Here is a 14,697-nt window from a genome sequence, read left to right as displayed (position 1 = left end):
GGCCAAAATCCTACTTGGCACAACCGCTGCATTAGCTTTCCCATCAACACACATATAGCCGCACCTTCAACGTCGAAGGTCGGGCTTCCCGAGAGAACGGGACCAGGACAAAGGCGTCCTCGCTACTTACGTAGCGGGGACGCCTTTTTTTGTTGCGCACGATTTGTCGAGCCACTGCGGAGAACGACATGAAGAAACTCAAACTGGTGATGATCGGCAACGGCATGGCCGGGGTTCGCACCCTTGAAGAATTGCTCAAGCTGAGCAGCGACCTGTACGACATCACCGTTTTCGGCGCCGAGCCCCACACCAATTACAACCGCATTTTGCTGTCGCCGGTGCTGGCCGGTGAGCAGACCTTCGAAGAGATCGTGCTCAATGACTTGAGCTGGTACCTCGATAACAACATCAAGCTGTTGCTTAACCGCAAAGTGGTGCAGATCGACCGGGTCAAACGCAAAGTCATCGCCGAAGACGGCAGCGAGGCCGAGTACGATCGCCTGCTGATCGCCACCGGCTCCACGCCGTTTATCCTGCCGATCCCGGGCAATACGTTGCAGGGTGTGATCGGCTACCGCGACATCGCCGACACCCAGGCCATGATCGACACCGCCAAGACCCACAAGCACGCGGTCGTCATCGGCGGCGGCCTGCTGGGCCTGGAGGCCGCCAACGGCCTGATGCTGCGTGGCATGCACGTGACCGTGGTGCATATCGGCGAGTGGCTGCTGGAACGGCAATTGGACAAGACCAGCGGCCAGTTGCTGCAAACCGAACTGGAAAGCCGTGGCCTGGTGTTTCGCTTGAAGGAGCAGACCGAGGCGCTGCATGACGCTGGCAACGGCCGCGTCGGCTCGGTGCAATTCAAGAATGGCGATGTGATCCCCGCCGACCTGGTGGTGATGGCTGCGGGCATCCGCCCCAACACCGAACTCGCGGAAAAATCCGGCATCCCGTGCAACCGTGGGATTCTGGTCAACGACACCCTGCAAACCTACGACCCGCGCATCTATGCCATCGGCGAATGCGCCAGCCATCGCGGGATTGCCTACGGCCTGGTGGCACCGCTGTTCGAGCAGGCCAAGGTCTGCGCCAACCACCTCGCCCAACTGGGTTTCGCGCGCTATCAAGGCTCGGTGACTTCGACCAAATTGAAAGTCACCGGCATCGACCTGTTCTCCGCCGGGGACTTCATGGGCGGCGAAGGCACGGAGACCATCACGCTTTCCGACCCGATTGGCGGTGTGTACAAGAAGCTGGTGATCAAGGACGACATCCTCGTCGGCGCCTGCCTGTACGGCGATACGGCTGACGGCGGCTGGTATTTCCGGCAGATCCGTGAGAACCATGCCATTGGCGAGATCCGCGATCACCTGATGTTCGGTGAAAATGCTTTGGGCGATGTAGGCCACCAAGGCCAGGACAAAGCCATGAGCATGGCCGACACCGCCGAAGTCTGCGGCTGCAACGGCGTGTGCAAGGGCACCATCGTCAAGGCGATTCAGGAACACGGGCTGTTCAGCGTCGACGACGTGAAGAAGCACACCAAGGCTGCCAGTTCCTGCGGTTCCTGCGCCGGGCTGGTGGAACAGATCCTGATCAACACCGTGGGCGGCGCGGCGGACGTCAAACCGAAAAGCGAAAAAGCCATCTGCGGCTGCAGCGACCTCAACCACGGGCAAATCCGCCAGGCCATCCGCGACCAGCACCTGCTGACCATCGCCGGCACCATGAGCTACCTGAACTGGCGCACCCCGAACGGCTGTGCCACCTGCCGCCCGGCACTCAACTACTACCTGATCTCCACTTGGCCCGGCGAGGCAAAAGACGATCCGCAATCGCGCCTGATCAACGAACGCGCCCACGCCAATATTCAGAAAGACGGCACCTACTCGGTAGTCCCAAGGATGTGGGGTGGTGTGACCAATCCGTCGGAACTGCGGCGCATCGCTGATGTGGCCGACAAGTACAACGTGCCGATGGTCAAGGTTACCGGCGGGCAGCGCATCGATTTGCTGGGCATCAAGAAGCAGGACTTGCCCGGCGTGTGGAAAGACCTCGATATGCCATCCGGCCATGCCTACGGCAAATCCATCCGCACCGTGAAGACCTGCGTCGGCAGCGAGTTCTGCCGCTTTGGTACGCAGAATTCCACACAGCTGGGGATTGAGCTGGAACATGACCTGTTCAATATGTGGTCGCCCCACAAGGTCAAGCTGGCAGTGTCCGGCTGCCCGCGCAACTGCTCGGAAGCGGGGATCAAGGACGTGGGAATCATCGGCGTCGATTCCGGCTGGGAGATGTACATCGGCGGTAACGGCGGGATCAAGACCGAGGTCGCCGAGTTCTTCGTCAAGCTGAAAACCGCCGAAGAAGTGCGCGAATACAACGGCGCTTTCCTACAGCTCTACCGGGAAGAAGCCTTCTACCTGGAGCGCACCGTGCACTACCTGCAACGGGTCGGCATGGAGCACATCAAGAAGGCTGTACTGGAAGACCCGGCGCGGCGCCAGGCGTTGAATGAACGCCTGCAATTCTCCCTGTCGGTCGAGCAGGACCCGTGGAAAGAACGCCTGGAACAGCCGCTGCTGAAAAAGGAATTCGACACCATCCCCGTCAAACTGCTGGAGGTGCCGGCATGAACTGGCTGGATATATGCGCCCTCGAAGAAATCAACGCCCTGGGCTCGCGCATCATCAGCGGGCCAAAAGGCGACATCGCGATTTTTCGTACCAGTGACGACGAGGTTTTCGCCCTCGACGACCGCTGCCCGCACAAGGGTGGCCCGCTGTCCCAAGGCTTGATCTACGGCAAGCGCGTGGCCTGCCCGCTGCACAACTGGCAGATCGACCTGGAGTCCGGGGAGGCCCAGGCACCGGACGTCGGCTGCGCCCATCACCACCCGGCCCGTGTGGAAAACGGCCGGGTGATGTTGGCGCTGCGGGACGCCGGTTGATGAACCGCCAGACCACCGCGTCCACCTGCTGCTACTGCGGGGTCGGTTGCGGCGTACTGATCGAGCATGATGGCTCGCAGATCCTCGGCGTCAGTGGCGATCCGAGTCATCCGGCCAACTTCGGAAAATTGTGCAGCAAGGGCTCCAGCCTGCACCTCACCGGAGACCTCGCGGCCCGCGCGTTGTACCCGGAACTGCGGCTGGGCAAAGGCCTGGCCCGCAGCCGCACCGACTGGGATACCGCCCTGGAGCACGCGGCGAACGTGTTTGCCGAAACCATCGCTGAACACGGGCCGGACAGCGTGGCGTTCTATATATCCGGGCAGTTGCTGACCGAGGATTACTACAGCTTCAACAAACTCGCGCGAGCGCTGGTGGGCACCAACAATATCGACAGCAACTCGCGGCTGTGCATGTCTTCGGCGGTGGTCGGCTACAAGCGCAGCCTGGGGGCCGACGCGCCACCGTGCAGCTACGAGGACCTGGAGTCGAGCGACTGCGTGATGATCGTCGGCAGCAATATGGCCTACGCGCATCCGGTGTTGTTCCGACGCCTGGAGGAAGCCAAGGCCCGCCGGCCACAGATGAAAGTGCTGGTAATTGATCCCCGGCGCACCGACACCTGCGACTTGGCGGACCTGCATCTGGCGATTTTGCCGGGTACGGATGTCGCATTGTTCCATGGGATCCTGCACTTGTTGTTGTGGGAAGACTGGATCGACCGCGACTTTATCCAGGCCCATACCGACGGCCTGGTCGAACTCAAACGCCTGGTTCACGACTACACACCGCAAATGGTCACGCAGTTGTGCGGGATCAGTATCGAGCAACTGCACCTGTGTGCGGAATGGGTCGGCACCTCGGCGAGTTTTCTGTCGTTGTGGTGCATGGGGCTCAATCAGTCCACCGCCGGCAGCGCGAAGAACAGCGCCTTGATTAACCTGCATTTGGCGACCGGCACCATCGGCCGCCCTGGCTGCGGACCTTTCTCCCTCACGGGTCAGCCGAATGCCATGGGTGGGCGGGAAACCGGCAGTTTGTCGAATTTACTGCCTGGCCATCGTGAGGCTGCCAACCCCGAACATCGGGCAGAAGTAGCCGCGTATTGGGGGGTCGACCAACTGCCGGCCAGCACCGGACTGACCGCCATCGAATTGTTTGAACAGATGCAGGCCGGCAAGATCAAGGCCTTGTGGATCGCGTGCACCAACCCCGCCCAATCCCTGCCCGATCAGAACACCGTGCGCCAGGCCCTGGAAGCGTGTCCGTTCGTGGTGCTACAGGAAGCCTTTCGTACAACCGAAACGGCGCGTTACGCCGACCTGTTGCTGCCAGCCGCGAGCTGGGGCGAGAAGGAAGGCACAGTGACCAACTCTGAGCGGCGCATTTCCCACGTTCGCCGAGCCATCCCCCCACCCGGGGAAGCGCGGCCGGACTGGGCAATCACCGTGGATTTTGCCCAACGCCTGGAGCAGCGTCTTTGTCCCGGAAAACCGGGGCTTTTTGCCTTTGAGCAACCGGCACAGATCTTTGATGAATACAAGCTGCTGACCCGTGGGCGTGACCTGGACCTGTCGGGTATCAGCCACGCGCTGCTGGACCGGATAGGCCCGCAGCAATGGCCATTCCCGGCCGATGCGGTGGGCGGAACACCAAGGCTGTACACCGACGGATTTTTCCCTACGGAGACTGGCCGCGCGCACTTTGTCGCCGACCCTTATCGCGCCGCCAAGGAGCAGCGTGACGCGCGTTTCCCACTCACCCTGATCACCGGCCGCCTGCGGGACCAATGGCATGGCATGAGCCGCACCGGCACCGCTGCGCAGCTGTTCGGCCATGTCAGTGAAGCAGTGCTCAGCCTGCACCCGGACGAACTGCGTCGCCATCGCTTGAAGGAAGGGGATCTGGTCAGCCTGAAAAGCCGGCGCGGCAGCGTGATTGTGGCCGTCGGCAGCGATGACAGCGTGCGTCCCGGCCAGGCTTTCCTGCCGATGCACTGGGGCGACCGTTTTCTTAAAGGCGGCGTAAATGCGCTGACCCAGCCGGCATTCGACCCGCTGTCCAAACAGCCGGAACTCAAGCACAGCGGCGTGCGCCTGGAGGCGGTGCGGCTGCCCTGGCACTTGTTTGCGCTGATTGAAGGCGATGTGCAGCAACACTTCGAAGCGTTGCGACCGCTGTGTGACGGCTTTGCCTACGTCAGCCTGAGCCTGACCGGACGCGAGCGGCCTGCCCTGCTGATTCGTGCGGCGCATCACGAGGCGCCCGCCCTTGACCTGCTCAAGCAGATCGACCAACTGCTGGGCCTCAACGACGGCCCCGTGATGGCGTACGACGACCCGCGGCGCTCCATTGGCAAGCGGGTAAAGATTGAAAAAGGCCGTATCACCGCGATCCGCCTGGCTGGCGAAACCCTGGCTCGCCACTGGCTGCAAAGCCTGTGGCTGGAAGGTCGCACCGATGAGCAGTTACGCCGCTGGTTGTTGGCGCCATTGAGTGCGCCACCGGGGGGCGGTTCGAGCAGCAACAAGACGCTGTGCAACTGCAAGAACGTCAGCGAAAGCGCGGTCTGCGCCGGCATTGCCCGGGGCCTGGACCTGAACGGGCTGAAGCAGGAACTGGGTTGCGGCACGCAATGCGGCTCCTGTGTGCCGGAAATCAAACGGTTATTGGCGAGTGGCAAGCAGCCAATCGCGATCAGAGTGTGAGGCAAGCATATGAGCGCAAAAGTCTGGCTGGTGGGCGCAGGCCCCGGCGATCCGGAACTGCTGACACTCAAGGCGGTGAGAGCCCTGCGGGAAGCCGATGTGGTGCTGATCGATGATCTGGTCAACCCGGCGCTGCTGGAGCATTGCCCCGCTGCACGGCTGATCACCGTGGGCAAACGCGGTGGCTGCCGTTCCACCCCACAGGCGTTTATCCATCGCCTGATGTTGCGTTATGCCCGGCAGGGTAAGTGCGTGGTGCGGCTCAAGGGCGGCGACCCGTGCATTTTTGGTCGCGGCGGCGAAGAGGCGGCGTGGCTCAGGCAGCAAGGGGTGGAAGTGGAGTTGGTCAACGGCATTACGGCAGGGCTGGCCGGGGCAACGAACTGCGATATTTCGCTGACGTTGCGCGGTGTCAGCCGTGGCGTCACGTTGGTCACGGCCCATACCCAGGACGACAGCAGCCTCAATTGGCGGGCCCTGGCAGAGGGCGGCACGACGCTGGTGATCTATATGGGGGTGGCGAAACTGGGGGAAATCCGCCGGCAATTGCTGGAAGGTGGCATGAGCGATGACATGCCGGTGGCGATGATTGAAAACGCTTCACTGCCACAACAGCGCGAATGCCGCAGCAGCCTCGCCCGGATGCAGGATGATGCGCACGAATTCGCGCTCAAGAGCCCGGCTATCCTGGTGATTGGCCGGGTTGCTCAAGCGACGCAGGCGCTTGCGGCCCTGGCCAGCGCCACGGCCTGAGGCAAATTGCAGGCGAAAAAAAGCCCGGCCTAAGCCGGGCTTTTTTCTACAACTCAGTAATTACTGAGCTGCTTGTGCTTCTACCGAGGCTTCTACGCGACGGTTGATAGCACGGCCAGCTTCAGTTGCGTTGTCAGCAACTGGGCGGGATTTGCCATAACCAACCGAGCTTACACGGTTAGGAGCGATACCGTCTTTGACCAGGACTTGCTTAACAGCGTCAGCACGACGCTGGGACAGCTTCTGGTTGTAAGCGTCAGGACCGACGGAGTCAGTGTGACCTTCAACAACGGTGGTGGTTTGTGGGTACTGTTTCATGAAGTCAGCGAGGTTTTTCACGTCGCCGTAGCTGTTAGGCTTAACAACCGACTTGTCGAAGTCGAACTTCACGTCCAGCTCAACACGAACAACCTGAGCAACCGGAGCTTCTGGCTCTGGGGTTGGCTCTGGAGCTGGTGCTGGGGTAGGAGCTGGAGCAGTTTTGCCAGCGTTGCCGCCGAAGTTTACGCCCAGGCCAACCAGTGCGGAGTAGTCCCACTTGCCGTTGTCGATAGCGTAGTCAGCTTCAACACCAGCACGTGCGAACAGGTTGTCGGTGAAGTAGTACTTCACACCAGCGCCAGCGATAGCCAGGGTCGATTGATCGCGACCTTTGTGACCATCAGCTTCAACGTTGGTACGGCTCTGGTGGCCGAAACCGCCCTCTACGTATGGACGCAGGGAGTCGACGCCAGCTTGACCGAAGTGGTACTGGGCAGTAACGCTGCCGGTATCACCTTTGATCTTCTGGTTGCCAGTACCGTCGTTCGAACGGGTGTGGTTGGTAGTGTCGTAGTTCAGGTTGATCGACACGTCGTCGGTCAGGAAGTAACCGATGCTGGCGCCAGGATTGAAGCCGTCTTCGATATGTTTGACGCTATCGTTGAACTGCTTTTTGTAAAACAGCTGGCCTTCAACTGCGCCTTGGCCTTGTGCCAGAGCGCCGACAGAAGTGGCAGCAATAAGAGTACCAATGGCCAAGCCCAAGGTGTTTTTCAGTTTCATCCGTTAAATCCCCATCTGGTGATTGTAAAGCAGTCCCACATACCGGGGGACAACTCGGCGACAAGTCTAACAGAACTTGCCTACACGTAAGAGATATTTGCCACGCACTAAGTTTCAGTGCTGCCCGCAAATTTCTCACGTAATTTATCAAGAGCGCGTTTGTAACGCATTTTTGTAGCACTCAAACCCATATGCATGATGTCAGCGATCTCCTGAAACTCCAGCTCTGCGACAAATCGTAGCACCAGAATTTCCCGGTCAATCGGATTCACATGCACCAACCAGCGATCGAGTCCGCCCTTTTCTTCCGGGGTAGGCGCCTTTTCCTCAGACGCTTCCTCAAGGGGGTCCAGACTCAAAGCATCCATCAAGCGACGCTTTCGCCGTTCCTTCCGATACTGCGTGATGCACTCGTTGTACGTGATGCTATAGAGCCATGTCTTGAACTTCGATTTTCCCTCGAAGTTCTTCAGGCCGTATAGCACCTTGAGCATCACTTCCTGACAGACATCATCCGCATCTCTATCGTTCCCTAAATACCTTGAACAAACGTTGAACAGAGTGCGTTGATACCTGCGCATCAATTCTTCGTACGCGCGTGTTACGTGAAACAGCTCCGTGTGCGAGCGCGCGACCAACTCCTCATCAGAGAGCTCACGGGGGTCATAGCGCGTGGACAGCGTTTGGGCTTTATTCAAAACAAGTCGTGCCGACAGTCAGGTCAATGTCCGCCATGGCCTGGATACCCAGGTTTGCGGCGGCGTACATTAGCAGGATTCGCCGGGTTAGCGGCTAGTCACATGCTGTTCCAGCAGGATCCGGTTCGAAAGCGACACCAGTTCGCCATCGTCCGTCAGCACTGTCGTCTTGACCGTGCCGATCTCCTCGATCTGCCCTTCGACCTCGCCCACACGCACTTGTTGCCCAACCTGATATAGCTCACGCACATAGATTCCCGCAAGAATCTGCCCGGCAATTTCCCGGCTTCCCAGTCCCATGGCCAGCGCAACGGCCAGACCAACGGTAATCAAAACAATCACAATCACATGGTTCAGCAGGTCGGTCTTGACCTCCAGCTGGCTGATCGCGACCGAAATACTGATGATAATCACCAGACCCTGGGCAATTCGCCCCAGGCCGCTGGCATAATCCAGACCCACGCCTTCAGCCGCCCCACGCACCAGGCCATTGGCCAGTTGCGCCAGCAAAACCCCTACCAGCAACACCAGCGCGCCACCGAATACTTTCGGCAAATACAGCGCCAGCATGTCGAGCGTAGCTGAAACTCGCTCAAGTCCAAGGGATTCAGCCGCAGAAACCAGAAAAATCAGCAAAACAAACCAATAAACGATCTTGCCGATCAGTGTCGAGATCGGCACTTGCAACCCGGCACGCCCCAAAATCTTGGTCAGGCCGGTGCCACCCATCAATCGATCAAGACCCAGCTTAGCCAGCAATTTGGAAAGCAGGGTGTCAAGCAGCTTGGCCACGACAAAACCCAGCAGTACCACCACCAGTGCACCAAACAGGTTGGGAATGAAATTCGCCACCTTGGTCCACAACGCAGTCATTGCAGTTACCAGACTCTGGGTCCAGAGATCGAGTTCCATATTCATTCAGCCTTATCAGCAGTGCGTGCAAGAGGTTTACGACGGGAAACCGGTGAGACATGGGCCGAACCATTGTTCAAGGCCATCATCAACGCCGGCAACCAGCGGCCAAGCAGACCGAACAGATCCCCCGCCCCGACCTGGCGGTTGGCGGTTTTCAAGACGCGACCCAGGCAAGCATCGTCGTCCCGGTTGGACGGCGAGGCATTGAGCATGTCACGCAAAGACTGTTCGAACGGATCGTGCATAAAAAACCTCTCGCAAGTGATTTAAAAGACGAGGGTAAAATTCTTCGGGTCACATGACCTCTTTCCACGTTCAGGTCACATTCAGCTCAAACCCAACGTAACCGTCGAAACAACCACCATTGCCCGACCGCCACCGTGACCATCATCAGGCAGGCAATCAGGAACCCGTAAGGGCTGGAAGAGAACGGAATTCCGCCTACATTGATGCCCAGCAAACCGGTCAGGAAACTCATCGGCAGGAAGATCCCGGTGATGATCCCGAAGCGGTACATGGTGCGGTTCATGCGCAGGCTCAAACGCCGGTCTTCGGTCTCCAGCACAAGCCCCACGCGCTCCCGGGCCAGCTCAAGCTCTTCCAGGTAGCGGGTCAGGCTGTTGTTCAATTCGTTCCAGTAGTCAGCATCGTCGTCACAGAACCAGGGCAATTTGATCCGGGTCAACTGCGCGAAAATATCCCGCTGCGGCGACAGGAAACGTTTAAGCCCGGCGGCGCGCCGACGGATCTGCAAAACGCTGCCATGCTCCGGAGTATACCGTTCGTCGGCATCCAGTTTTTCTTCTTCGATATCGACGATTTCGGACAAGTCGCTGACCAGATCCTGAACCTTGTTGGTCAGGTACTGCGCCATATACAGGACCAGTTCCGAGGAAGTCTTCGGCCCCTTGCCGTCTGCCAGTTGCACCAGCAACTCGTCGGTGGCGCGCAATGGGCGCAAACGCAGGGAAATCACCCGCGCTGCCGAGGCAAAGATCCGCACCGAGACCATGTCTTCCGGTTCGGCGCCGGGATTGAGGTTGACCCCGCGCAAAAACAGCAGCAGTTCGGCATCCGGCAGCGGCAACAGGCGTGGGCGAGTGTTCTCCTCCAGCAGCAGGTCACAGGCGAATTCGCTGAGGCCGCTGGATTTGCGCAACCAGGTCTGGGTCTGGGGATGGCTACGGTCCCAATGCAGCCACAGGCTTTCCTGAGGCTGCAGTTGCAGCTCATCAAGCTCTGTCCGGGCAATCGAACGCGCACCACCTTTACCGTCCAGCACCAGGGCATGCACCAGCCCCCACTGCGCGTTTTCTTCCTCGAACATCCTCACCCCTGTCGGCTACTGCTGTTTATTCAGGCATCTTCAGCGGGCTAGGGGAGACGATCACACCGTTATTGTCGGCGTACACGTACTCGCCCGGGCGGAAGGTCACGCCGGCGAATGTCACCGCCACGTTCAAATCGCCAATACCGCGCTTATCAGTCTTCATCGGGTGGCTGGCCAGGGCCTGCACGCCCAGATCGGTCTGGGCGATTACGTCGACATCGCGGATGCAGCCGTAGATCACCAGCCCTTCCCAGCCGTTTTTCGCGGCTTTCTCGGCGATCATGTCGCCCAGCAACGCGCGGCGCAGGGAACCCCCACCATCGACCACCAGCACCTTGCCGGCCCCATTGAGTTCGGCTTGTTCCTTGACCAGGGAATTGTCTTCAAAGCACTTAATGGTCACGATCTCGCCACCAAAGGAGTCCCGGCCGCCGAAATTGCTGAACATCGGCTCAACCACCTGCACCAGCTCCGGATAGGCGTCACACAGGTCGGGGGTAAGGTAATGGTTCATCGAGAAACTCCTGTAGGTGAAAGAAGGTGTCAAACATCCCACTGTTTACTTACATCTGGAAACGCTTTGCCGTGAAGGTTCTTTAATCCGGGCCGAATAGTCAGGCCCATCGGATAGCAACGCAAGACCCACTGCGCGACTGAATATGACCAGAACCACCCAACGCGTCATATCTTAGCCTCTACGGCAAACAAGCGAAACGCCCCTGATAGAGCCTTGCGCTCAAACCGCTGCCAGTTCCTGCGCCTGCGCCCCCAGCAAAGGTGTAAGCGGATTTTTCAACCAGCGCGTCACCAGCGGCCACACTTCAGCCTGGGCGGCCTTGCTGACGAGCATCTCGACATGCCCGAAATCCCCGCTGAACCCTTGCTGGCGCCCCAGGCACAGGTATTGGCGATGCTCGGAGCCGACCTGCTCAAAGAGCTTGCGACAGGCCCAGTCCGGGTCCTGGTGATCGCCGGCGGCGCTCACCGCCAACAGCGGCACGTCAACCTCGGCCAAGCCTTTCCACCAATCCTGCTTACCTTCGCCAAAGCGGCCGAACAGCCCATTCCAGCGCATGGCTTCAATCAATACGCCCGCCGGCTCGTCCTCCGGGCCGCGTTTCCACCGAGCGCCGGACAATTGGCCGAAACGTTTCAAGAGCAGGCGACCGGTCCACTCCACCGGTGGCAACTTCAACGGCCAATGCGTGCGACTGACCTGGCAGCCAAACAGCGCCACCGAGGCCACTGCCGGCGCGCCAAGGTGCTGCCCACCCAGGGCCGCAGCCAGGGTTGTGCCACCCAGGGAATGCCCGATCCAGTGGGGAATCTGCCCGCTTTGCTCACGCACGAAGGCGGCAATGGCCGGCAAGTCGTAGCGAGCATAGTCGGCGACACGATTCCTGGCGTAGTCCTGGTTGCGCCGGGACAGCCCGTGACCGCGCATTTCCGGGATCCAGACGTCAAACCCTTCGCGCGCCAGGTAGGCGCCCAGGCCGATCCCCTTGGGCGAGTACCAGAAGCGACGGTTGGAAAAACTGCCATGCAACAAAACCACCGGCACGCCCCGGTTTTCCGGGACGTCAGCCAGGCCCAGGCGGGTCACGGCCAGCTCGACGGTACCGTCAGGGCTGTTGCCGGGTTTCAGCCGATACACATCTTCACTCAGGTCGCCACGACGCTCAGCGCTGATCAAGGCGACGGGAAACAGGTTGCTGCTGCTTTGCATAATGCTCTTGCACAAAAAAGGGCGGCGTCCGGAAGGAGTTCCGCCCTGTACAGAATGAGAAATGCCGGCCAACCGCAAGGTTGACCGGCACTTTTGGGTGTTGCGTATTACGCCTGGGCTTGACCTTCAGCCAGGAAGAACCAGGTTTCCAGTACGGAATCGGGGTTCAGCGAGACGCTTTCGATGCCCTGCTCCATCAGCCACTTGGCCAGGTCCGGGTGATCGGAAGGGCCTTGGCCGCAGATCCCGATGTACTTGCCGGCCTTGTTGCACGCCTGGATGGCGTTGGCCAGCAGCTTCTTGACCGCAGGGTTACGCTCGTCGAACAGGTGGGCGATGATCCCGGAGTCGCGGTCCAGGCCCAGGGTCAGCTGAGTCAGGTCGTTGGAACCGATGGAGAAGCCGTCGAAGAACTCCAGGAACTCTTCAGCCAGGATGGCATTGGATGGCAGCTCGCACATCATGATGACGCGCAGGCCGTTCTCGCCACGGGACAGGCCGTTTTCAGCCAGCAGGTCCACCACCTGGCTCGCTTCACCCAGGGTGCGCACGAACGGCACCATGATTTCGACGTTGGTCAGGCCCATCTCGTTGCGCACGCGCTTGAGGGCGCGGCATTCCAGCTCGAAGCAGTCACGGAAGGCTTCGCTGATGTAGCGCGAGGCGCCACGGAAGCCCAGCATCGGGTTTTCTTCTTCCGGCTCGTAAAGCTTGCCGCCGATCAGGTTGGCGTACTCGTTGGACTTGAAGTCCGACAGGCGCACGATGACCTTTTTCGGGTAGAACGCCGCTGCCAGGGTGCTGATGCCTTCCACCAGCTTCTCGACGTAGAAGCCCACCGGGTCGTTGTAGCCGGCGATGCGCTTGTCGACGCTTTCCTTGATGTCCGGCGGCAGGCCGTCGTAGTTCAGCAGGGCCTTGGGGTGCACACCGATCATGCGGTTGATGATGAACTCCAGGCGGGCCAGGCCCACACCGGCGTTCGGCAATTGCGCGAAATCGAAGGCGCGGTCCGGGTTGCCGACGTTCATCATGATCTTGAACGGCAGGTCGGGCATGGCGTCGATGGAGTTTTGCTTGATATCGAAGCCCAGCTCACCTTCGAAGATGAAGCCGGTGTCGCCTTCAGCGCAGGACACGGTTACGCCCTGGCCGTCTTTCAACAGTTGGGTGGCGTTACCGCAACCGACCACTGCCGGAATCCCCAGCTCGCGGGCGATGATCGCCGCGTGGCAGGTACGCCCGCCACGGTTGGTGACGATGGCGCTGGCGCGCTTCATCACCGGTTCCCAGTCCGGGTCGGTCATGTCGGAGACCAGCACGTCGCCTGGCTGGACCTTGTCCATCTCGGACACGTCCTTGATGATCCGCACCTTGCCGGCGCCGATGCGCTGGCCGATGGCACGGCCTTCCACCAGCACGGTGCCGGTTTCTTTCAACAGGTAGCGTTCCATGACGTTGGCCGAGGTGCGGCTCTTCACGGTCTCAGGGCGGGCCTGGACGATGTATAGCTTGCCGTCGTCGCCGTCCTTGGCCCATTCGATGTCCATCGGGCACTTGTAGTGCTTCTCGATGATCATCGCTTGTTTGGCCAGTTCGCTGACTTCGGCGTCGGTCAGGCAGAAACGCGCGCGTTCGGCCTTGTCGACATCAACGGTTTTCACCGAGCGACCGGCCTTGGCCTCGTCGCCGTAGATCATCTTGATCGCCTTGCTGCCCAGGTTGCGGCGCAGGATGGCCGGGCGGCCGGCTTCAAGGGTGTGTTTGTGGACGTAGAATTCGTCCGGGTTCACCGCGCCTTGTACGACGGTTTCGCCGAGGCCGTAGGCGCCGGTGATGAACACCACGTCGCGGAAGCCCGATTCGGTGTCCAGGGTGAACATCACGCCGGCGGTGCCGGTTTCCGAACGCACCATGCGCTGCACACCGGCAGAGAGGGCCACCAGCTTGTGGTCGAAACCCTGGTGCACGCGGTAGGAAATAGCACGGTCGTTAAAGAGGGAGGCAAACACTTCCTTGGCTGCGCGGATCACGTTTTCCACGCCGCGGATGTTCAGGAAGGTTTCCTGCTGGCCGGCAAAGGAGGCGTCAGGCAGGTCTTCGGCGGTGGCCGAGGAGCGCACGGCGACAGCCATGTCGGGGTTACCGGCCGACAGCGTGGCAAACGCGGTGCGGATCTCGGCGTTGAGCTTCTCGGGGAACTCGGCTTCCATGATCCATTGACGGATCTGGGCGCCAGTCTTGGCCAGGGCGTTGACGTCATCGACGTCCAGCGCATCGAGGGCGGCATGGATCTGATCGTTGAGGCCGCTCAACTCGAGGAAATCACGGTAAGCCTGGGCAGTGGTGGCAAAACCACCTGGCACCGATACACCGGCACCCGCAAGATTACTGATCATCTCGCCCAGGGATGCGTTCTTGCCCCCTACGTGCTCTACATCATGGACGCCGAGCTTATCGAGGGAAACTACGTACTCTACCAAGGTGATCTCTCCACTTTCTGTGTTGGAAAAGCTCAGGACGCCGGCGGCTCAGTAGGAGCGGTTACCGGCGTTTGTGGCCTGGAC

Annotated in this window: 12 protein-coding genes; 4 read left to right on the top strand and 8 right to left on the bottom strand. The window is 60.1% G+C overall.

Annotation, left to right across the window (positions count from 1 at the left end):
- Window positions 1–188 precede the first annotated feature (188 nt).
- From nirB to cobA, 4 genes are read left to right on the top strand one after another with little or no spacing between them, the layout of a single operon-like run.
- Window positions 189–2,642, top strand: a complete 2,454-nt coding sequence (gene nirB, locus V6607_RS08305; protein ID WP_338743645.1) for a nitrite reductase large subunit NirB — start codon at window positions 189–191, stop codon at window positions 2,640–2,642.
- Window positions 2,639–2,956, top strand: a complete 318-nt coding sequence (nirD, locus tag V6607_RS08300; RefSeq protein ID WP_003215022.1) for a nitrite reductase small subunit NirD — start codon at window positions 2,639–2,641, stop codon at window positions 2,954–2,956. Before nirB ends, nirD begins: the two co-directional genes overlap by 4 nt.
- Window positions 2,956–5,664, top strand: a complete 2,709-nt coding sequence (locus V6607_RS08295) for a nitrate reductase (protein WP_134325940.1) — start codon at window positions 2,956–2,958, stop codon at window positions 5,662–5,664. The genes nirD and V6607_RS08295 overlap by 1 nt, the downstream gene beginning before the upstream one ends.
- A 9-nt stretch (window positions 5,665–5,673) precedes the next feature.
- Window positions 5,674–6,417, top strand: a complete 744-nt coding sequence (gene cobA / locus V6607_RS08290; RefSeq protein WP_003215019.1) for a uroporphyrinogen-III C-methyltransferase — start codon at window positions 5,674–5,676, stop codon at window positions 6,415–6,417.
- 60 nt (window positions 6,418–6,477) lie between these two features.
- Here the strand turns inward: cobA and V6607_RS08285 are convergent, their stop codons facing one another.
- The 8 genes from V6607_RS08285 to ppsA form a co-directional block, all read right to left on the bottom strand.
- On the bottom strand, window positions 6,478–7,461 hold the full coding sequence (locus V6607_RS08285; RefSeq protein ID WP_003215016.1) for an OmpA family protein: 984 nt from the start codon (window positions 7,459–7,461) through the stop codon (window positions 6,478–6,480).
- A 107-nt stretch (window positions 7,462–7,568) separates the two neighbouring features.
- On the bottom strand, window positions 7,569–8,159 hold the full coding sequence (gene sigX, locus V6607_RS08280) for an RNA polymerase sigma factor SigX (protein WP_003215014.1): 591 nt from the start codon (window positions 8,157–8,159) through the stop codon (window positions 7,569–7,571).
- Window positions 8,160–8,246: 87 nt separating this feature from the next.
- Entirely contained in the window at window positions 8,247–9,071 is an 825-nt protein-coding gene (locus V6607_RS08275; protein ID WP_008432650.1) for a mechanosensitive ion channel domain-containing protein, read from the bottom strand.
- Window positions 9,072–9,073: 2 nt separating this feature from the next.
- Window positions 9,074–9,319, bottom strand: coding sequence for a hypothetical protein (locus V6607_RS08270; protein WP_003215011.1), 246 nt, complete (start codon window positions 9,317–9,319; stop codon window positions 9,074–9,076).
- An 86-nt stretch (window positions 9,320–9,405) separates the two neighbouring features.
- Entirely contained in the window at window positions 9,406–10,401 is a 996-nt protein-coding gene (locus tag V6607_RS08265) for a zinc transporter ZntB (protein ID WP_003215009.1), read from the bottom strand.
- Window positions 10,402–10,426: 25 nt separating this feature from the next.
- Window positions 10,427–10,918 (bottom strand): ribonuclease E activity regulator RraA, encoded by a 492-nt coding sequence (gene rraA, locus V6607_RS08260; RefSeq protein WP_003215007.1) that lies wholly within the window; start codon window positions 10,916–10,918, stop codon window positions 10,427–10,429.
- Between the two features lie 222 nt (window positions 10,919–11,140).
- On the bottom strand, window positions 11,141–12,130 hold the full coding sequence (locus V6607_RS08255) for an alpha/beta fold hydrolase (RefSeq protein WP_003215005.1): 990 nt from the start codon (window positions 12,128–12,130) through the stop codon (window positions 11,141–11,143).
- A gap of 107 nt (window positions 12,131–12,237) precedes the next feature.
- A complete protein-coding gene (ppsA, locus tag V6607_RS08250; RefSeq protein WP_003215003.1) occupies window positions 12,238–14,613 on the bottom strand; it encodes a phosphoenolpyruvate synthase in 2,376 nt (791 codons plus the stop codon).
- Window positions 14,614–14,697 lie beyond the last annotated feature (84 nt).

Source organism: Pseudomonas sp. KK18, assembly GCF_037094675.1.
Classification (GTDB): Bacteria; Pseudomonadota; Gammaproteobacteria; order Pseudomonadales; family Pseudomonadaceae; genus Aquipseudomonas.
The sequence above is the reverse complement of the archived record's forward strand: the minus strand, read 5'-3'. Positions and strand labels throughout refer to the sequence as shown.